Below are 19,999 nucleotides of genomic sequence, written 5' to 3' on the forward strand. Positions count from 1 at the left end.
TCCTTGCTCAGACGTGGTATTCGCCGCAGTTGACGTCGATGGTCTGCCCGGTGACGGCGTTCGCGAACGGCGACATCAGGTAGACGATGGTCTGCGCGATCTCGTCGGGCAGCGGCAGCCGCTTCAGGTCGGACTTGGACGCGGTCTGCTGGTAGACCTGCTCCTCGGTGATGCCGTACTTCTTGGCGATCTCCGCGAAATACCACTTCAGCTGGTCGGTCCAGATGTAGCCGGGCAGCACGCTGTTGACACGAATGCCCTTCTCCCCCAGCTCGGTCGCCAGGGTCTGCGACATGGCCAGCAGCGCCGCCTTGGCGATCTTGTAGCTGCCGTAGCGGGGCTCGCTGTGCCGCAGCACCATGGAGTTGACCATGACGATCGATCCCTTGGTCTCGGCCAGCCCGGGCGTGAACGCCTGCGTCATGCGCAGATTGCCGAGCACGGTCAGGTCCACGCTCTCGCGGATCTGCTCGAAGTCGGTGCGCGCCAGCGGCTTCATCGACGGCACCTTGAACGCGTTGTTCACCAGCGCGTCGACCCGGCCGAACGTCTCGAGGGTCTGCTTGGCGAGGTTCTCGACGGTCGCCTCATCGGTGATATCGGTGGGCACGCACAGGGTTTCCGCGCCGCCCTCGGCCGCGATCTCGTCCGCGACCTCCTTCAGCTTGGATTCGGTGCGCGCCGCCAGCACGACCTTGGCTCCGGCTGCCGCCGCCTCCAACGCGATGGAACGGCCCAGACCGGGCCCGATTCCGCTGACCACGACGACCTTGCCGTCCAGCAGACCGGTCTTCAGACGGCTCATCCCAGCATCCTTTCCGCGAAGGCGCGCTGGCGTGCGGCGATCCGCTCACGCCATCCGGCCTCGTCGATTCGATTCAGTTCATGGTGCGGCAGGCGTTCCGCCACTTTGTCGAACGGCACCAGTTCGATGGTCGGCCCGTCCTCGGGCGTCATCGGCCGCGAGACCCGCTGCCAGCGGAACTGGAGGATGCCGAGCTTGCGCCCGGTGGTCTCGATCCAGTTGGCGACGCCCGGATTCCGCGCCGACACGACCATCCGGATCATCCCGTCCGGATCCACCTGCGCCTGCCGGTGATTCAGCGAGGTCTGGTGGTTGACGTAGTCGAGGGAGATGTACCAGCGGCTGCCCAGCTGGAATCCCTGGTACGGCGCATCGGATTTCGGCACGGTGATGATGAGCGCTTGGTCGTCCTCGAGCTCGAAGTGCCCGACCGAGGAGTACTGGGTGCTCAGCCCGCCCGGCGTGAGCCGCGGTTCGGTCAGCGTATTGACCGGCAGGTTCAGGTAGAACCACTTCGGGAAGTTGAACCAGGTGTGTACCCGGGTCAGCAGCATGCGCCCGGCCGCCCGGTACCGCTTGCGCAGCTGTTCCACGCCGGCTTCGACCGGCGCGGTGCCGATGGTGTCCACCCGCTCGATGCGAATGGTGCCCTTGCGCTCGGAGTTCCAGTCGCCGTACACCTCGCGCACGGCCAGCATGGACGCGCCCTCGGCGAGCACGAAGTAGTTCGGCTCCGGGTTCTCCTTGGGCGGCCCGAAACGCAACTGGTAGCTGCCGTCCGCATTGATCTCCAGCCGCCGGTCGTCGAACGCGTCGTCGCCGTTGGGCACATCGGAGGCGGTGTAATCGCCCTTGAGCACCTGGAAACTCAGGTCGACCGTGCTGCCGCGCACACCGGTGAGCAGGTATTCCGCACCCGGCTCGATATTGGCGCTGTAGTACAGCGTGTCCGGATTATCCAGGCCCATCTTGGTGTAGGGCCCGGTCGCGGTGACCAGGTACGGGTGCGAGGTGCCGTGCGCCCGGGACAATTGCAGCACCGCGGCGATACCGGCCTGCAGATAGTCGTATCCTTCGGCCAGGTCGTGCGGGTCGCGGATGAAATCCGCACCGGCGATGAGCTTCTCGGCCTCCGCGACGGCCGCCAGGAACGGTTCCGTGAGTGGCTGTTCGGCCTTGTCGTTGTCTGTCATCAGCTGTCAGCGATCCCTAGTGTCTCTCGAATTCGATGGGCGATCTCGGCCGGCGTCCCGTCCGAGGGGGTGATGGTGAGGTCGGCGAATTCCGGCCGCTCGTACGGCGAGCTGACACCGGTGAATTCGGGCAGTTCCCCGGCGCGGGCCTTCCGGTACAGGCCCTTCGGGTCCCGTAGCTCACACTCTTCCAGGGGTGTGTCGACGAAGATCTCCCGGAACGGAAGATGCTTGGCGTCGTGCAGTTTCCGCGCTTCACGGCGTTCGGCGCGGAAGGGGCTGATCAGGGAGACGATGGCGACCACGCCCGCGTCGGCGAACAGCGCCGCTACCTCGGACACGCGGCGGATGTTCTCGCGGCGGTCCTCGTCGGTGAAGCCGAGATTCTTGTTCAGCCCGTGCCGCAGATTGTCGCCGTCGAGCAGGTAGGCGGGCTGCCCGGAGGCGATGAGCTGCCGCTCCAGTTCGACTGCGATGGTGGATTTCCCGGAGCCCGACAGCCCGGTCAGCCACACGGTCGCGCCGGTGCTGAGCCGCTGCCCGCGCTCCACGGCGGAGCTGTGCCACACCACGTTCGAGGCCTTGTGCCCGATCTTCGGCGCGCCCGTGGAGCGTCCGGTGATCATGCCCGCGGCCACCGTCTGGTTAGTGGTCTCGTCGATGAGGATGAAGCTGCCGGTGGCCCGGTTCTCGCGGTAGGGATCGAACAGCAGCGCCTGCCGGCTCTTCAGGGTGAGCCGCCCGATGTCGTTGAGCCCCAGCGTTTCCGCGTCGGTCTGCCGGTGCAGGGTGTTCACGTCGAGCCGGTAGTCCAGGTCGGTCACCTCGACCTTGGAGGTCTGGGTGGCGGTCCGGATCGAGTACGAGGCGCCCGCGCGCAGTTCGGTGTCGTCGGAGAACCAGCACACCATGGCGTCGAGTTCCCGATCGGTGTGCGGCTGGTTACCGGGCCGGGCGAGCATATCGCCACGGCCGATGTCGATCTCGTCGTCGAGGGTGAGCGAGACCGCCATGCCGGTGAACGCCTCGTCCACCTTGCCGCCGCCCGGCCCCCAGATCTGGTTGACGTGGCTGGTGCGTCCCGAGGGCAGCACCACGACCTCGTCGCCGGGCTTGAAGATGCCGCCCGCGACGGTGCCCGCGTAACTGCGCTGACTCTCCCCGTGCGGCCGGATCACGTACTGCACCGGCAGCCGGTTGTCGATCAGGTTGCGGTCGGAGGCGACGTGCACTTCCTCCAGGTGCCGCAGCAGCGGCGGCCCCGGATACCAGCCCGCGGTGTGCTCGGAGGCGTCCACCACATTGTCGCCGTGCAGCGCCGACACCGGCACGAAGCTGAGGTCGCCGACATCGAGCTTGGTGGCGAAATCCGCGAATTCCGAACGGATCTCCTCGAACCGCTGCTCGGACCAGTCGACCAGGTCCATCTTGTTCACGCACAACACCAGGTGCCCGACGCCCAGCAGCGAGGACAGGAAGGCGTGGCGGCGGGTCTGCTCGGAGACGCCCTTGCGCGCGTCGACCAGGATCAGCGCCAGGTCCGCGGTGGACGCGCCGGTCACCATGTTCCGGGTGTACTGCACGTGCCCGGGTGTGTCGGCGATGATGAACTTGCGTCGCGGCGTCGTGAAGTAGCGGTAGGCGACATCGATGGTGATGCCCTGCTCGCGCTCGGCGCGCAGGCCGTCGGTGACCAGCGACAGGTCGGGCCCGTCGCCGCCGCGCGAGAGGCTGGCGCGCTCGATGGCGTCGAGCTGATCGCTGAACAGGCTCTTGGAGTCGAACAGCAGCCGCCCGATGAGGGTCGACTTGCCGTCGTCCACACTGCCGGCGGTGGCGATCCGTAACAGGTTGCGGCGCATCAGAAGTAGCCCTCTCGCTTGCGATCTTCCATGCCGGACTCGGAGATCCGGTCGTCGGCGCGGGTGGCGCCGCGCTCGGTCAGGCGGGTGGTCGCGGTCTCGGCGATCACCTCGACCGGGTTGGACGCGCCGGATTCCACGCAGCCCGTGCAGTCGGCGTCGCCGAGGGTGCGGAACCGGACGGTCGCCTCGAATCGCCGCTCGTCCGCGCCGAACTCCAGGAATCGGTTCTCCGCCAGCAGCATTCCATCGCGCTCCACCACGGTGCGGCGGTGCGCGTAGTACAGCGACGGCAGTTCCACCTCGGCCTGGTCGATGTACTCCCAGATGTCGAGCTCGGTCCAGTTGGACAGCGGGAACACGCGAATGTGCTCACCCTTCTGATGCCGCCCGTTGTAGAGGTTCCACACCTCCGGCCGCTGCGCGCGTGGATCCCACGCGCCGTATTCGTCGCGGAAGCTGAACACCCGCTCCTTGGCGCGCGCCTTCTCCTCGTCGCGCCGCGCCCCGCCGAAGACCGCGTCGAAGCGGTGCTCGCGGATGCTGCGCAGCAGGGTGGCGGTCTGCAGCCGGTTGCGGGTCTCGCCCGGGCGCTCGGTGACCCGGCCCGCGTCGATATCGTCCTGCACCTTGCCGACCAGCAGCTGAGCGCCCAGCCGCGCCGCCGTGCGATCCCGGAAGTCGATGACCTCGTCGAAGTTGCGCCCGGTGTCGATGTGCAGCAGGGCGAACGGCAGCGGCGCGGGCCAGAACGCCCGCCGCGCCAGTTCCAGCATGACCGCCGAGTCCTTGCCACCGGAGAACAACAGCACCGGCCGCTCGAAGGTGGCCGCCACCTCCCGAATGATGTGCACCGATTCCGCCTCCAAGGCGTTCAGGTGCGACAGCTCATATCCCGTGCGCATCTCTCGTCCCATTCGCCGCGTCTGTCGAACCGGTCGGGTTCTTGCCAACCCTTGCGGTGTCGAATATTCGACGCTATTGTTCGATAATGTGACACCGACGATAAGTCGGTACCGGGCGACGGTCAATACCCACGCCCGAATTGGCGCGCACCGTCATCACCGGACTCGGCCCTCACCACCGCCGGGCCCGGCCCGGTCAGGATCACTCCGCCGCGAGTGACCGATACACCGACCGATACGATTTCCGCGCGCCCCTCCCGTACCGCGGGACCGACACATGCAGGAATCGAGTTGCCTGAATCCACCACCGCACCAGTGGCTTCCACCCCCGCGACGGTGACCGAACCCTGCGCGTCGCCCCCGACCCACCGCGTCGTGCAGGCGATCGAACTGCTGTCCCGCCATTCCGGCGAGCGCCTGTCGCTGGCGGCGATCGTCCGCGCCACCGGCATGTCCCGCGCCACCGCGCACGCCGTGCTCACCCAGCTGTGCGCCGACGCCTGGACCGTCCGCGACCCCGAGGGCAACTACAGCCTCGGTCTGGGCCTGCTCGCCGTGGCCCGCCGCGCCGACACCGCCTTCCCGGTCCGCAGCCTCGCCCTCGGCGCGATGCACACCCTCGCCGCCGACGCCGGCGTGCCGGTCTTTCTCGCCGAACGCGAATTCCAGAGCGGCTCCCGCGCCGCCGCCAAGGCGGACGCCGCCCCGGACACGATCGTCATCACCGAAGTCCTGGGTACCCCCTCCGCCCCCTGGATCCGCCCGGCCCGCCGCATGCCGTTCGCCCCGCCGGTCTGCCGCGAATTCGTCGCCTGGGCGCCCGAATCCGAGCGCGCCGCCTGGCTCGCCGCCGCCGACCCGGCCCACCGCGACCGCCTCGCCGCCGTCCTCGACGCCATCGCCACCCGCGGCTACTCCGTCGAACGCCTGGCCGACGACTCCGCCCCGATGCTGGAAGCCCTGGGCGCCCTACGTCATTCGCCCGTCACCGATCCCCTGCGCCACCGGCTCAGCGCCATGATCGCCGACCTCATCACCATCGACTACCTACCCGACGAACTGGGCGACCAGAACGCCGTCGTGTCCGTAGCAGCCCCCATCTTCTCCCCCGACGGCCCCGTCATCGCCTCCATCGTCGCCTGCCCCGATACCAATCTCTCCGCCGCGGGTCTCGGCGACCTGGCCGCCGCCACCATCGCCGCCGCCGACACCGTCACGGCCTCTCTACGTAGCTGACACCCGCGGGCCACCGCGGCCGGAGCCGGGTCATAGCGCAGTGCGCGGCGTCGCCGCGCCGCAGACTACGTCGCCGCGCTGTGACGACTCGCGCGGGCCGCAGATCTCCTCGCACAATCGCAAGACGGCCCGCACCGGGTCGATGCGGGCCGTCGAATCAGACTGCGACGTCAGCGATTCGCCAGTTCGGCGAGCTGGAAGGCCAGCTTGTAGCGGAACGCGGGGATGCGGGCGAGGGTGCTGATCACCAGGTTTCGGATCATGCGGGCGGGGCGGGCGCGGAGGGTGGCCATGCGGGTGACCCGGTCGGTGAAGGCGACGACGCCCAGAGCCACCGGGCGGCGGGTCATCTCGTAGTCGTCGAGGAGCGAGGCGGGGGCGCCCGCGACCACGGCCGCCAGCAGGCGGCCGAGGACGACCGCGTCCTGGATGCCGGTGTTCATGCCCTGACCACCCGCGGGGCTGTGGACGTGCGCGGCGTCGCCCGCCAGCAGGATGCGGCCCGCGCGGTAGTGGTCGGCGACGCGGTGGTGGACACGGAAGCGTGAGCTCCAGACGATCTCCTCGACCTTCGCGTGGGCGCCTGGGCGACGGGCGTCCACCAGGCCCTGCACGTAGGCGAGGTCCTGATGCTCGGGCGCTTCGGCGACGGTGGCGACGATGCGGAAGCGGTCGGGCCGCGCGTCCGGCAGCGGGGCGATGACCGTGACACCCTCGGGCGAGAGTTGCAGGCAGACTTCGTCACGCGGCTCGGGCCAGGTCATGCGGACGTCGGCGAGGACGAAGGATTCGGGATAGGTGGCGCCGGTGAAGCCGATGCCGGCCGCTTCCCGCACCTTGCTGTGCATGCCGTCCGCGCCGATGACCCAGTCCGCGCGAACGGAATTCGCGACGCCGTCGGCATCGGTGAAGTCGACGGTGACGCCGTCCGCGTCCTGGCTGAGCCCGGTGACCTCGGCGTGCCGGACCACCTGCGCGCCCGCCTTCTCCAGCCGCGCCAGCAGGATCGCCTCGGTGGATTCCTGACCGAGCATGACGGTGTAGGGGTGTTCGGTGGGCAGCCCCGCGAAGGAGACGCGGGCCAGCGTCCGGTCGCCGTCGCGCATGACGAAGTTCGGCACCACGAGCCCCTGCTCCAGCAGCCGCTCGGTGACCCCGAACTCCTCGAGCACCTCCAGCGTGCGAGCGTGCACCACCACGGCACGCGAGGTATTGGCACCCTCGGCGAGCCGATCGAGCAGCACCACGTCCACGCCCGCGTCGGCGAGCGCGATTCCGGCGGTCATGCCGGCGGGACCGGCACCCACGATGACGACCTGGGCGGTGGCGGGCACTGCGTTCATGACAACTCCCGAATCTCTGCCAACGCTTGTTGGCCAACGTCTGTTGAATTAGACGGTACGACCCGGTCAGCACGATGTCAACAGTTGTTGGCCAACGATTGTTGGCAACTTTTCAGCGGTCGGTCGCCGCGGCCAGGGACTGGAAGACTCCCGCTGTGCGGCTGTGCGGGGTCGCGCAGTAGACGATCACCCGCTGATCGGTGTCGGAGATGTGCAGCACCTGGCACTGGAAATCCAGCGGGCCCAACTCCGGATGGCGGATGCGGTTGCGGTGGGTGCGGCGTACCTCCACGTCATGCGCGCCCCACATGTCGGCGAAACGCGGTGAGGTGCCCAGCAATTCGGTGACCAGCACGGCGAGCGCCGGATGCCCCGGGTAGCGGGCGTAGGCCGCGCGCAGGTCGGCGATGAGGGCGCGGGCGAAGTCGCGGGTGTCGGCCTCGGCCCACTGCGGGTGGTCGACGGCCTCCCGGAACATCCAGCGGATCACATTGCGCTCCTGGCCGGGCACGGCGTCGAGATCGCCGACGAACGGCGTCGCGGCCCGGTTCCAGGCGAGCACCTCGTAGGTGGCGTCCACCACGTAGGCCGGGGCGGCGAGCGCGTCGAGAATGGTCCGGACCGACTGCGGCACCGTCTTGTTCGGCCCCGCCACCACCGGCGGCGCCTCCCCCGCGATCCGGAACAGGTATTCGCGTTCGTCGACGGTCAGCATGAGCGCGCGGCCGATCGCCGCCAGCACCTGCCGCGAGGGTTTCGCCCCGCGCGCCTGCTCCATCCGGATGTAGTAGTCCACCGAGATCCCGGCCAGCTGCGCCACCTCCTGACGCCGCAGGCCGGGCGCGCGGCGGTTCAGGCCCAGGGGCAGTCCGACATCGGTGGGTGTCAGCCGGTTGCGCCTGGCCTTGAGAAAGGCCGCGAGCTCGCTACGGTCAGCCATGGCTCCAGTGTGGGCCGGTATTCCCGTCCCGGGTGGTACAAACCGGTTCTCCCGCGGAATCCGCTGCCGCGCGCAGCTTTTCACATGAGCGAAACAGCATTCATCACCGAAGCCAACAAGGGCATCGGCTACGAGAGGCACTTTCTGGGGCCACGTGTGGGGTAGCTGAGGAGTACGCGCGGCTCGCCTGGTGAGCGCTACCAGCTGCCCGTCGACGGCTGGTCGCCACGGTGCCACATATCGTTGCGATCACGCATACAGCGCGGCTGCCACCATTCGTGGAGTTGCTTGCAGTGGTGGATGAACCAGGCGTCGCCCAGATCGCCGCCGCCGTCGCGGTCCGAGCCCTGATCGTCGTGGCGGGCGGCGACCGGGCTCGCCACCGGAGTGGTCGCCGGCGCGGCCTGGGCCGCGGCCAGGCCCGTCACCAGTGGCGCCGTCACCAGCACGGCCGCCAGCGCGGCCGCGGGAGTTCTTCCGAACATAGGATCACTTCTTCGTATCACGGAGTGCACCAATACGATCCATGACCAAACCCCCAGCCCTTCCAGGCGTGGACCGCGACGACCATTGAACGCCGCCCGCGTCACGCCGCAAGGGCCACCGGGATCCACTTTCAGCGGATCTTCCGCTTTCGGACGTAATAAACCGTCTATACGACTGGACGCCCGCTCGTCTTCTCGTGCAGCAGCAGAAGCGAATACGCGGCAACGGTCTGCGCGTCCACGATCGCCCCCGTGCGGACCAGGTCCTCGAACTCGTCGCGGGTGAACCACCCCGACTCCATGTCCGCCTCCGACGGCTCCCGCTCGTGCGGCCCCTCGGTCAGCTCGGTCGCCAGCACCACCGTCCCGTAATGCGTACTGGTCGCCGGAGCCGGAGCCACCTTCCCCAGCACCGTCAACGACCCCGCCCGCAACCCGGTCTCCTCCCGCAGCTCCTGCCGGGCCACCTCGACCAGATCGCTCTCCCCCGCCACCGCCCCACCCGGGAACTCCCAGCACCGCCGCTGCAACGGATACCGGAACTGCTCCACAAGATGGAACCGCTCCCCGTCCCACGGAATCACGATCGCGAAGTCCGACTTCCGGATGAAGGCGTAGATCGACTCCTCCCCATCGGCCTGCCGGACCACATCCTCCCGCAGCGTGATCCACCGATTCGAATACACCTCACGACCGCTCACCGTCTCCATGCCCTGATCCTCCCTCATCCGGACCGAGATCAGCGGAGTCCGGAGATCACGGCTACTATCCCGCCGTGCGTGTGGGAGGCAAGCAGGTGACCGAGGGTGCGGCGGTAGCCGCGATGGCCGCCGTATCGGCTGGATTCACGGCGATTTACTGGCGCGACCATCCGCTGATGGCGCTGTTCCCCTGGTACTACTACGGCGCGCTGATGCTGGCAGTCCTGATACACGAACTCGGACACTTGGCGGTAGGACGACTTTTCGGCGCGTATCCCCTGATCGTGTGCATCGGAACGCGGCGCGGCGCCGGTGGTCTGCGCTTCGAATTCGGTTCGGTGACGGTGCGGCTGGGTCTCTATCCGGGCGGACGGGTGCACTGGTCGGTGCGACCGAGCCCGCGCGGCCGGCGACTGACCGTTGCCGCGGGTCCGCTCGCGAACCTGATCTCCGCGGGCATCTTCGCCGCGGTCTGGGCGCAAGCGGCTCTGCCGCTGCCGGTGGGGTTTTCGTTGACGGTGCTTTCGGCGATGCTCGGGCTGAGCAACTTGCTGCCGTTCCGAACTCGCGACGGCAGCTACAGCGACGGCGCGCAGCTCTTCGGAACCGTCCCGGCCGACGCCGTGCCGACGCTGTCCGACCAGACCCGCATCGACTTCGGCAGCTCCCCGCCGCCCGACCCTCGGCCCGCCGCCACCACCGACGAGACCCTCCAGCGGGCCGCCGGAACGGTCCGGGCACTGTGCGAGATCGCGCTCACCAAACCCGATCTCTCGGCCGCCGAGCTGGAGCTCACCGGCACCCGCATCGCCTGGCTGGCCGGGAACGCCCCGCGCACACCGCAGGTCGAGGCCGTGCTCGCACTCTACGAGCGGCGCGTGGGCGCCGCGTCAGAGCTGGCGGGCGGGAGCTAGCGCGTCGCGGGCGTCCATGAGGGCGAAGCCGAGTAGGTTCTCGCCGCGCCACAGGGCCGGGTCGCCGGCGTCGGGGTTCTCGGCGCCGAGGCCGATGCCCCAGATGGTGTCGCGGGGTGCGGCTTCCACCAGGATCTTCTCGGTGGTGGCGAGCAGGAAGTCCCGGAGCGCGTCGTGCTGGCCGAATTTGGCGATGCTGCCGCGCAATACGATGTCGAAGCGGTGGGCTTCCCAGGTGTCCTGATCGAAGCCGGAGATGGCGCGGCCCAGGCGTTTCGCGTCCGCGGGGGTGTCGCTGGCGAGGATGCGGGTGCGCATGTCCTCGTCGCCGAACAGGCGGGCCTTCTCGGCCATCATGAAATGTTCGGCGCTGGAGTAGGTCTGGCCGTCCACGGTGAGGTCGATGGGCCACCACTGGCTGAGCACCCATGTGCCGACCTCGTGCCCGGGGGTGCGGGTGTGCCCCCAGAAGAAGAGGAACTCCGGTCTCGCTCCGGCCGCCATATCCGCTGCAAGCTGCGCCCTGTCCACGCCGCGACCCTAGCCGACCCAGATGACACAGTCGTGAAGAAATCCCGCCACACCGGCGACGCGCCGCCCGAATCAGCGGGCCAGCGCGCGTAGTCGGGCCATGACCTCGGCGGGCGGATGGTCCCGGACCCGGAAGCGCGGCGGGTCGTACTCGTCGGCGAGTTCCAGTGGCACCAGCCCGGACACGTCGTCCCAGGCCACCCGGAAGACATCGCCGTCGCCGGTGACGAAGCAGATGAAGTCCGCGGCGGGCAGCAGATTCGTGGTGCCGTCGGTCCAGGAGGTCATGGTGTACTCGCTGCCGTCCGGCGCGCTCACCAGCAGCAGCTCCATGATCGCGCCCTCGCGGTCGTCCTCGTCGCGCAGATTCTCGGTCTGCGACCGGTACGCGCCGACCACGAGTTGCGCGTGCGCGTGCCGGATCTCCGCGTACGCCGGATGATCCTCGGGCACCCGCAGCGGCGTCAGGTCACCGTTGCCGTCCACGGTGTACGGCACCGCCGACAATGGGCGCAGCGCGGCCTCGTGCCGTTCGGAGGCCAGCGCGAGCAGTTGCGGCATGGCCGCGGGCGTCGCGCCGAGCACGACCAGCATGCCGAGGTGTCCCGGCAGGAAAAGCAGTGGCGTGGTGCCGGTTCGGGCCCCCACCCCCGCCAGCCAGCCCGCCACCAGCGGCAGCGAGCCGACGTAGTTCTCGCCGTCGTCGTCGGTGAAATCCAGCACCCGCACGCCCTCCCCCTGGTCGAAGGCGGTCATGGTGCTCATGGCCAGTTCGGTGAGATTGGCGTGCGCGACCGCGTACACCTGCTCCTCGTCCACTCCCCAGCGCGAAAGATCCTGCCGTGTCACGAATTGCACGGTGCTGGGCAGATCGATCACCACCAGCTCGCACAGATACGGCAGCGCCGGCCGGGTGAGCACCATGTCCCGGCCGTCCGCCGCGGCGACCCGCACCGTCCCGTACCCGGCCCGCCGCACCACCGGCCGCAGCTTGGGCGACACCTCCTCCCAGCTTTCCCGCGCGGCGGGCGGCAACAGCATGCTGTCGATGACGGCGAACAGCTCCGCGCCGACCTTCCCCCCGAACCGGCGATAGAGCGTCTCCAGTTTCAGGGTCGCCGCGTACCCGTTCCGCAGCCGGCACGCGATCTCGAACGCCTCCGGGTCGAACCGCGCGAATTCCACCACCTCGTACCCCCGCACCTGCTCCAAGATCTTCTTGCCGAACCGATCTCGCGGCGACCCGAAAACCCCACCCAGGAAACTCATAGGCCGGACTCTACGCGCGAGCGCAATTCGCGCGGTTGTGGTTAGCTGTAGCGCCATGAGCACGCCCGTCTCCACCCACCCCGACGAGTTTCTGCCCCGCGACACCGCGGATGTGGTTCGGACCGTTCGGGATTCACGTCGTTCGACGAAACCGCTGATCATCCGGGGTGGGGAACGTCCGGACGAGGAGTTCGGACTGCCGGTGCAGGGCACCACCCTGAGCATGCGGAAGATGAACCGCGTGCAGGTGGTCGACGCCGATGCCAGGACTGTGCGCGTGCAGGCGGGGGCACGGCTGTCCGACATCGATCGCACCCTGGGCGCGCACGGGCTCGGGCTGCCCATCGTGGGCGACCATCGCGACATCACGGCGGGCGGATTCGCGGCGGTGGGCGGGCTGTCGGCGGCGTCGCATCGCTTCGGCATGTTCTCCGACAATGTCGCCGAGCTCGAATACGTCGATCAGGACGGGCGGTTCGGCACCTGCGGGCGCACCCACCACGCGGAACGCTTCCGCAAGATCCTGGGCGGCGGCGGGCGCACCGGCATCATCACCGCGCTCACCCTCGAGGTGACCGGCGTGGACAAGGACCGCACCTGGCTCACCACCGACGCGCACCGCTTCCTGGACTTCGACACCTGGGTGGAGCACTCCTTCCGCGAGATCCAGTCCCCGGGCGACTCCATGCTGCAGGTGGGCCGCTGGATCGACACCGCGCCGCTGAAGGTCGCGCGACCGGTCGGCACCGGCTCCGTGCAGCTGGGCACGGTCCGTTTCGGCCAGTGGTCGAGCCTGCACCCCACCACCCCCAATCTGTCGCTGCGCGCCCGGCGTGAGGTCGGTGCGCGCGCCCGGAAGTCGCTGGGCGCCATCGCCGCCTCGGCGGGCGGCCGCGCCGGCATGCCGGTCCGCAATGCCGCGGCGGGCGCGCTCATGTTCGCTCCGAAGGTGCTGACCCTGCGCGACGCGGAGTATCTGGCCGACACCGTGATCAGCTCCTCGGAGCGCGGACCGGCCTACCGCATCTCGCTTTTCGCGCCCATGTCCAACTACGCGCGGGTCTTCCACGGCCTGCACGACCTGTTCTCCGGGCACCGTGAGCGCACCGGCTGCTTCACCGTGATCTCGGCCATGACCTACGGTGTGCGCTCCCGCTACCTGCGTGAACTCGACGACGAGGACCACGGCTTCATCACCTTCACCTGCCGGTTGCGTCCGGCGGCGCTGCCCTCGGAACTGTTGCGGGACATCGTGTCCGGAATCGACGAGATCTGTGTGTCCGAACGCGCCCGGCGTTATGACCCGACCGAATAGAATGTGTTCCGCCGCACTGCCAGCTATCGGTTAGCAGCCGGGAGGCGCGGCGGTATCGATACTGTCGGCGGGGTATCGGTGCATGGTTCATGCTCAATCCTCAGATGAAGGTTGCCTGTCCCATGATCGAATTCCGCGCTGCCCGCCGCCCCCGTACCTCCGGTGACCCCGAGGGCGAACGCCCGCTCGAGGGCAAACGCGTGGTCATCACCGACGCGACCTCCGAGATCGGCCGAGAAGCGGCCCGACTACTCGGTTTTCACGGCGCGGAGGTCATCCTGGTCGCCCGCACGGGCTCCCATCTGGTCGAGGAATGCGCCACCATCATCGAATCCGGGGGCCGCGCCCACTGGTACCGCTGCGACATCGCCGCCCTCGGCGACGTCGACCAGCTGGTCGAATGGCTGCTCACCGAATTCGACACCGTCGACGTGCTGGTCAACAACACCGGCCGCCCCAGCCGCCGCCCGGTCCTGCAATCACTGGACCGCTTCCGCGACTACCAGCGCATGATGGCCGCCTACTACTTCGGCCCGCTGCGCCTGACCCTGGGCCTGCTCCCCGCCATGCTCGCGAGCGGCTCCGGCCACGTGGTCAACGTCGGCCCCTGGAGCCCGGAGACCGGCCCCTCCCCGAACTTCGCCTCCTACGCCGCCGCCCAGGCAGCCTGGACCACCTTCGGCCAATGCGCCGACGCGGAACTCTCCCCGCGCGGCATCCACGTCTCCACCGTCCAGTACCCGATCTGCACCGACCCGACCGCATCTCGCACTCGAGCGGAGTACGCGACGCTGGACCCGGTCGAGGCCGCACGCTGGATCGAAACCGCCATCCGCACCCACCCGCCCCAGCTGCCGCCGCGGTTCCCGCGCGCCCTGCTGGGCCTGGCGTCGATGTCGCCGCGCACCGCCCGCCTCAAGCACGCGCTCGGCATCTGAACACCTCCGAACACCCCCCCGAACAGCAAAGCGCCCCATCCGGATTCGGATGGGGCGCTTCGGGTCTTGCTTCAGCTCAGTGCTTTTCCGGGCCGAGGTGGTACTCGAAGACCAGACCGGCGACGGCCGCGAGCACGCAGACCACGCCGATGCCGATCAGCCAGAACTGGAAGAACGCCAGGCCCAGCGCGGTGACGGAACCCGCGGCGGCCAGCAGGATGGGCCAGAACGAGCCGGGCGAGAAGAAGCCCAGGTCGCCGGCGCCGTCCACGATCTCGGCCTCCTCGTAGTCCTCGGGACGCAGGTCCAGACGACGGGCGACGAAGCGGAGGTAGGTGCCCACGATCAGCGCCAGGCCCGCCGACAGCACGATGGCGGTGGTACCCGCCCACTCGACGCCGGTGCGGGATTGGCCCGTGAAGTAGCCGTAGATCACGGCCACGATCACGAAGAAGACCGTGATCAGTTCGAAGATGCGAGCTTCGACCTTCATGTCAGTTCATCCTCACTTGGCGTCGGCGAGCTCGTTGCCGCGCGCCTTGCGGTCGGTATTGAACGGCTTGGTGGAGGTCGCCACCGGCGACTGACCGATCGCGGAGAGCGCCTCGCCGTTGGTCTTGTGGTCCTTGATCCGCGCGTCCATGTACTTCTTGAAGTCGTCCGGCGAGACGACCCGGATCTCGAAGTTCATCATCGAGTGGAAGGTGCCGCACATCTCGGCGCAACGGCCGACGAACGCGCCTTCCTTCTCGATCTTGGTGATCTGGAAGACGTTGTCCGAGTTGTTCTGCTTCGGGTTCGGCATCACGTCGCGCTTGAACAGGAACTCCGGCACCCAGAACGAGTGGATGACGTCAGCGGCGGCGAGCTGGAACTCGATGTTCTTGCCCGAGGGCAGCACCAGGACCGGGATCTCGTTGGAGGTACCGACGGTCTCGACCTTGTCGTAGTGCAGGTAGGAGATGTCGTTCGCGGGCAGGCCGTTGTTCGGGCCCGGCTGCGGGTGGCCATCCTTGGTCGCTTCCTTGTAGCGATCCATGATGTCCTCATTCATGTCCTGGCGCTCGGTGTCGACACCGTCGTAGACCTGCGAGCCGTCCTTGAGGTCGACCTTCTGGTAGCCGAACTTCCAGTTCCACTGGAACGCCGTCACGTCGACCACGACGTCCGGGTTCTCGACCTTCTCGTGCACGTAGTTCTGCACGACGACGGTGAAGTAGAACAGCACGGCGATGATCACGAACGGGATCGCCGTGTAGCTCAGCTCCAGCGGCACGTTGTAACCGGTCTGCCGCGGGAACTCCGGGGAGTTCGCCTTCTTGCGGTGGAACGCGATGGTCCAGAAGGTCAGACCCCAGACCAGCACACCCATCGCCAGCGCGGCGAGCACGGACCAGGTCCACAGCTCGCGCATCCTGGTGGCCTGCGGCGTGATGCCCGAGGGCCAGCCGAATCGAAGCCAAACGTTGTCGATCGAGCAGCCGGAGACGAGCATCGCGGTCATCCCCAAGGACACCGCCAGCCCGGCCCGCCGAAGGATGCGGCCCCGCCGACCCTGGGCGGGTCGTGCCCCTATCGCCTCGCTCGCCTTGTGCGCCACGCTCAACGCCTTCCTGGTCGTCATTCCGACACCGCGCCGCCCGGGCTCCCTTCCGCCGGACGACACATAATCAGCACAGTTCGGGAGCTCGGGGAAGGTCTGTGTCCGTGCACCCCTGCGGGGTGACGCGAACGCGCAACCGACCCTGAGAGTTTCCCAAGTACTACGCAGCGTAGACCAACAATGGGCCCCCGTTGCGACGGGGTCCTGTCCGACACGCTGCACCCCAATCGCCTTCGCTCCGCTACGGCTGTTCGCAGCCCTGTTACCTCGGTCTTCCCTCCTCCGCTCCTCCGCTTCGCTCCCGCTACCGCTCCAAGCGCGGGGAGGCGGAGCGCAGTCCAGACCGAGGCGGGCTGCGAACTTCGATGTGTTGGATGGGGTCTGAGCGTGATCGGGCCGAGTCAGGCATACTCGGGCAGTAGGTTTCGCGTGCAGCGTGCCCGTGCGGGTACGCCCCAATCCTTATGACTCCGGAAAGAGGTTCTCGGCGCAGTGTGTGGTCTGCTCGGATTTCTGACAGCTGGCACGGCTACTACTCCGGACGGGCGGACGGTCGAGACCACCGCTGCACAGGTGTACGAGGCGCTGCACTGCCAGCGCCACCGCGGCCCGGACGAGCGGGGCACCTGGAACGACGAGCGCATGATCTTCGGCTTCAACCGCCTGTCGATCATCGATATCGAGCACTCGCACCAGCCGCTGCGCTGGGGTCCCCCGGAGAACCCCGAGCGCTACGCCATGACCTTCAACGGCGAGATCTACAACTACTTGGAGCTGCGCGCCGAGCTGAAGGAAGCCCACGAGGCCGAGTTCGGCGACCAGCCGATGTTCCGCACCGAGGGTGACGGCGAGGCCATCGTGGCCGCCTTCCACTACTGGGGCGCCAAGGCCGCGAGCCGGCTGCGCGGCATGTTCGCCTTCGCGATCTGGGACACCGAGCTGAACAAGCTGTTCCTGGCCCGCGACCCATTCGGCATCAAGCCGCTGTTCATCGCCACCGGCGCGGGCGGCACGGCCTTCTCCAGCGAGAAGAAGAGCCTGCTGGGCCTGCTCGCCGAGCTGGAGCTGACCGACGCCCTGGACCCGCGCGCGCTCGAGCACTACACGGTGCTGCAGTACGTGCCCGAGGCCGAGACCCTGCACAAGGACATCCGCCGCCTGGAGTCGGGCTGCTACGCCTGGATCGAGCCCGGCAGCGCCCCGCAGGTGACCCGCTACTTCAACCCGCAGTTCCGGGTGCAGAAGTTCGCGGCGGGCTCGGAGGCCAAGCGCTACAAGGAGATCGCCGAGGCGCTCGAGGACTCCGTCGCCAAGCACATGCGCGCGGACGTCACCGTCGGCGCGTTCCTGTCCGGCGGCATCGACTCCACCGCCATCGCCGCGCTGGCCATCCGCCACAACCCGAACCTGCTGACCTTCACCTCGGCGTTCGAGCGGCAGGGCTACTCGGAGGCCGACGTGGCCGCCGAGACCGCCGAGGCCATCGGCGCCAAGCACTACATCCGCATGGTCTCCCCCGAGGAGTACGCGGCCTCGATTCCCGAAATCGTCTGGTACCTCGACGAACCCGTCGCGGACCCGGCACTGGTGCCGCTGTACTTCGTGGCCAAGGAGGCCCGCAAGCACGTCAAGGTGGTGCTCTCCGGCGAGGGCTCCGACGAGCTGTTCGGCGGCTACACGATCTACCGGGAACCGCTGTCGCTCAAGCCCTTCGACTACCTGCCCAAGCCGCTGCGCAAGCTGGCGGGCAAGGTGTCGGACCGGATCCCGGAGGGCACCCGCGGCAAGAGCCTGCTGCACCGCGGCTCGCTCACCCTGGAGGAGCGCTACTACGGCAACGCGCGCAGCTTCAACGACGCCCAGCTGCGGTCGGTGCTGCGCGAGTTCCGGCCCGAGTGGACGCACCAGGACGTCACCGCCCCGATCTACGCCATGCAGGGCTACCACTGGGACCCGGTGGCTCGCATGCAGCACCTGGACCTGTTCACCTGGCTGCGCGGCGACATCCTGGTCAAGGCCGACAAGATGACCATGGCCAACTCGCTGGAACTGCGCGTCCCGTTCCTGGACCCCGAGGTGTTCAAGGTCGCCGAGAAGATCCCGGTGGACCAGAAGATCACCAAGGAGACCACCAAGTACGCGCTGCGCCGGGCGCTCACCGACATCGTGCCGCCGCACGTGCTCAACCGGGCCAAGCTGGGCTTCCCGGTGCCGCTGCGGCACTGGCTGCGCGGCCCGGAGCTCTACGACTGGGCGCGCGCCCAGATCACCGAGTCGGGCACCGACCACCTGCTGAACAAGCAGGCCATCCTGGCCATGCTGGAGGCGCACCGCACCGGTCCGGTCGACCACAGCCGCCGCCTGTGGACGCTCATCGTGTTCATGATCTGGCACGGCATCTTCGTCGAGAACCGGATCAAGCCCGAGATCCAGGAGCCGATCTACCCGGTCAACCTCTGACCCGCACGCGACACACCGGAGCGCCACGCTCGTGAGGGCGCTCCGGGCCCGCGTCGCCGCAGTACGGTGCTGGCCATGAGCCACCCCTTCGCACCTCTCTCGCGTCGCCGGATGCTCGCACTGGGCGCCCGGACGCTCGGCATGGGCGCCGCGGCCGCCCTCGGACTAACCGCCTGCGGCACTTCGGACAATGGATCCGGCGCCACCGGCGCCACCTCGGCCTCCAATGACCCCAAGGACATCGCCGCCGACGCCTACGTGTTCGGCTACCCGCTGGTCCTCATGGACGTCACCCGCGAAACCGGGGGCCCGACAAACCAATTCGTGCACCAGAATCCGCCCACCCCCGAGGTGCGGCAGGTGGTGCGGCTCAACCTCGACACCCTGTACTCGCAGGCCTGGCTGGATCTGCGGCCGGAACCGATGGTGTTGCAGGTGCCGGCGATCGAAGACCGGTACTGGCTCATGCAGTTCCTCGACGCCTGGACCAATACGGTGCACGATCCCACCAGCACCAATCCGCGCGTCGAGAACGCGCCGCAGCAGGCGCCCTACACCTATCTGGTCACCGGACCCGGCTGGAAGGGAACCGTGCCCGAGGGCATGACCCACCTGGCCATGCCGACCGGCACCACCTGGCTGCTCGGCCGTATCGAATACAAGGGCGAGGGCGACATCGAGCGTGTGCGGGCGCTCCAGCACCAGCTGAAGCTGGCCCCACTCAGCGCCTGGAACTCCGATGAGGTGCAGGGCGGTCCTGGTGCCTTGGCCGCGGGCGGCGGCGCGCCCGCCCAGATGGTGGGGGCCATGGACGGGCCCACGTTCTTCGCGCGTATGTGCGCGGTCATGGCGGTCAATCCGGCCCACGAGGACGACGACGACGCCCTGAAGCGGTTCGCCACCATCGGCATCACGCCGGGCGGGGCGGCCACCGTGCCCGCGGACGTGCTCAACGCGGGCCTCGCCGACGGCCGCCGCGCGCTCACCGAGTACCGGGATCCCAAGTCGCAGTACCAGAACGGATGGCTCTTCAATCTGGAGGTCGGCGCGTACGGCACCGACTATCCGTTGCGCGCGCAGATCGCCGCGCTCGGCCTGGGCGCGAATCTGCCCCGGGACGCGGTGTATCCGACGATCGACGCGAATGCGGACGGCGACAGCCGATTCCGGATCACTTTCGCCCAGGACCAGCTGCCGCCGGTGGGGGCGTTCTGGTCACTCACCGCCTATGACGGCGAGTCCTACCTGGTGCAGAACCCCGCGCGCATCTACTCGGTCGGGCATCTGGTCCCGCTCTCCCCGGCCGAGGACGGCACCATCACGATCGCGGTGCAGAACGCCGATCCCGGGTCGGAGGTGCCGACCGGGCACTGGCTGCCGATCCCGGAGTCCGGGCGGTTCTCCCTCACGCTGCGGCTGTACGCGCCGAAGGACAGCGTGCTGAACGGGAAGTGGGAGGTCCCGAAGCTGGAGAAGCTGTCCTGACCCGGGCGCGCCCG

Annotated in this window: 18 protein-coding genes; 6 read left to right on the plus strand and 12 right to left on the minus strand. The window is 68.5% G+C overall.

Features of this window, described 5'->3' with window-relative positions; genetic code table 11:
• Positions 1-7 precede the first annotated feature (7 nt).
• From ACFV4K_RS10150 to cysD, 4 genes are read right to left on the minus strand one after another with little or no spacing between them, the layout of a single operon-like run.
• A complete protein-coding gene (locus ACFV4K_RS10150) occupies positions 8-805 on the minus strand; it encodes an SDR family oxidoreductase (protein WP_379273674.1) in 798 nt (265 codons plus the stop codon).
• Complete coding sequence (locus tag ACFV4K_RS10155) at positions 802-1,998, minus strand: hypothetical protein (protein ID WP_379273676.1); 1,197 nt, start codon at positions 1,996-1,998, stop codon at positions 802-804. The genes ACFV4K_RS10150 and ACFV4K_RS10155 overlap by 4 nt, the downstream gene beginning before the upstream one ends.
• Positions 1,998-3,860: an adenylyl-sulfate kinase gene (cysC, locus tag ACFV4K_RS10160; RefSeq protein WP_379273677.1), complete on the minus strand. Its 1,863-nt coding sequence runs from the start codon at positions 3,858-3,860 to the stop codon at positions 1,998-2,000. The genes ACFV4K_RS10155 and cysC overlap by 1 nt, the downstream gene beginning before the upstream one ends.
• Positions 3,860-4,765 carry a sulfate adenylyltransferase subunit CysD gene (gene cysD, locus ACFV4K_RS10165; protein WP_379273679.1) on the minus strand — a complete coding sequence of 302 codons (906 nt, stop codon included), beginning with the start codon at positions 4,763-4,765 and terminating at the stop codon, positions 3,860-3,862. Before cysD ends, cysC begins: the two co-directional genes overlap by 1 nt.
• 315 nt (positions 4,766-5,080) lie before the next feature.
• Between cysD and ACFV4K_RS10170 the strand changes: the two genes are divergently transcribed.
• Positions 5,081-6,001, plus strand: a complete 921-nt coding sequence (locus ACFV4K_RS10170; protein WP_379273681.1) for a helix-turn-helix domain-containing protein — start codon at positions 5,081-5,083, stop codon at positions 5,999-6,001.
• Positions 6,002-6,171: 170 nt separating this feature from the next.
• Here ACFV4K_RS10170 and ACFV4K_RS10175 read toward each other — a convergent pair whose 3' ends face one another.
• From ACFV4K_RS10175 to ACFV4K_RS10190, 4 genes are all read right to left on the minus strand, one after another.
• Positions 6,172-7,344 carry an FAD-dependent monooxygenase gene (locus tag ACFV4K_RS10175; protein ID WP_379273683.1) on the minus strand — a complete coding sequence of 391 codons (1,173 nt, stop codon included), beginning with the start codon at positions 7,342-7,344 and terminating at the stop codon, positions 6,172-6,174.
• 112 nt (positions 7,345-7,456) lie between these two features.
• Positions 7,457-8,284, minus strand: a complete 828-nt coding sequence (locus ACFV4K_RS10180; protein ID WP_379273685.1) for a helix-turn-helix transcriptional regulator — start codon at positions 8,282-8,284, stop codon at positions 7,457-7,459.
• A gap of 197 nt (positions 8,285-8,481) precedes the next feature.
• Complete coding sequence (locus tag ACFV4K_RS10185; protein WP_379273687.1) at positions 8,482-8,769, minus strand: hypothetical protein; 288 nt, start codon at positions 8,767-8,769, stop codon at positions 8,482-8,484.
• A 167-nt stretch (positions 8,770-8,936) separates the two neighbouring features.
• A complete protein-coding gene (locus ACFV4K_RS10190; protein WP_379273689.1) occupies positions 8,937-9,479 on the minus strand; it encodes an NUDIX domain-containing protein in 543 nt (180 codons plus the stop codon).
• Positions 9,480-9,544: 65 nt separating this feature from the next.
• Here ACFV4K_RS10190 and ACFV4K_RS10195 point away from each other — a divergent pair, with 65 nt between their 5' ends.
• Entirely contained in the window at positions 9,545-10,384 is an 840-nt protein-coding gene (locus tag ACFV4K_RS10195; RefSeq protein WP_379273691.1) for a M50 family metallopeptidase, read from the plus strand.
• Here the strand turns inward: ACFV4K_RS10195 and ACFV4K_RS10200 are convergent.
• Both ACFV4K_RS10200 and ACFV4K_RS10205 read right to left on the minus strand, forming a co-directional pair.
• A complete protein-coding gene (locus tag ACFV4K_RS10200; protein WP_379273693.1) occupies positions 10,361-10,915 on the minus strand; it encodes an NADAR family protein in 555 nt (184 codons plus the stop codon). The two genes, ACFV4K_RS10195 and ACFV4K_RS10200, sit on opposite strands and share 24 nt — an antisense overlap.
• Positions 10,916-10,987: 72 nt before the next feature.
• Positions 10,988-12,184, minus strand: coding sequence for a hypothetical protein (locus ACFV4K_RS10205; protein ID WP_379273695.1), 1,197 nt, complete (start codon positions 12,182-12,184; stop codon positions 10,988-10,990).
• Between the two features lie 55 nt (positions 12,185-12,239).
• Here ACFV4K_RS10205 and ACFV4K_RS10210 point away from each other — a divergent pair, with 55 nt between their 5' ends.
• Together ACFV4K_RS10210 and ACFV4K_RS10215 are read left to right on the plus strand one after the other, a co-directional pair.
• Positions 12,240-13,499: an FAD-dependent oxidoreductase gene (locus tag ACFV4K_RS10210; protein ID WP_379273697.1), complete on the plus strand. Its 1,260-nt coding sequence runs from the start codon at positions 12,240-12,242 to the stop codon at positions 13,497-13,499.
• A 122-nt stretch (positions 13,500-13,621) separates the two neighbouring features.
• Positions 13,622-14,437 (plus strand): SDR family NAD(P)-dependent oxidoreductase, encoded by an 816-nt coding sequence (locus ACFV4K_RS10215; protein ID WP_379273699.1) that lies wholly within the window; start codon positions 13,622-13,624, stop codon positions 14,435-14,437.
• Between the two features lie 76 nt (positions 14,438-14,513).
• On the opposite strand, the gene ACFV4K_RS10220 is transcribed toward ACFV4K_RS10215, so the two are convergent.
• Both ACFV4K_RS10220 and ACFV4K_RS10225 read right to left on the minus strand, forming a co-directional pair.
• Entirely contained in the window at positions 14,514-14,930 is a 417-nt protein-coding gene (locus ACFV4K_RS10220) for a cytochrome c oxidase subunit 4 (RefSeq protein WP_379273701.1), read from the minus strand.
• A gap of 12 nt (positions 14,931-14,942) precedes the next feature.
• Positions 14,943-15,941 carry a cytochrome c oxidase subunit II gene (locus tag ACFV4K_RS10225; RefSeq protein WP_379273738.1) on the minus strand — a complete coding sequence of 333 codons (999 nt, stop codon included), beginning with the start codon at positions 15,939-15,941 and terminating at the stop codon, positions 14,943-14,945.
• 591 nt (positions 15,942-16,532) lie between these two features.
• Here ACFV4K_RS10225 and asnB point away from each other — a divergent pair.
• Positions 16,533-18,500, plus strand: coding sequence for an asparagine synthase (glutamine-hydrolyzing) (gene asnB, locus ACFV4K_RS10230; RefSeq protein WP_379273703.1), 1,968 nt, complete (start codon positions 16,533-16,535; stop codon positions 18,498-18,500).
• A gap of 75 nt (positions 18,501-18,575) precedes the next feature.
• Entirely contained in the window at positions 18,576-19,985 is a 1,410-nt protein-coding gene (locus tag ACFV4K_RS10235) for a DUF1254 domain-containing protein (protein ID WP_379273705.1), read from the plus strand.
• Positions 19,986-19,999: the final 14 nt, after the last annotated feature.

Source organism: Nocardia sp. NPDC059764 (assembly GCF_042732555.1).
Classification (GTDB): Bacteria; Actinomycetota; Actinomycetes; order Mycobacteriales; family Mycobacteriaceae; genus Nocardia.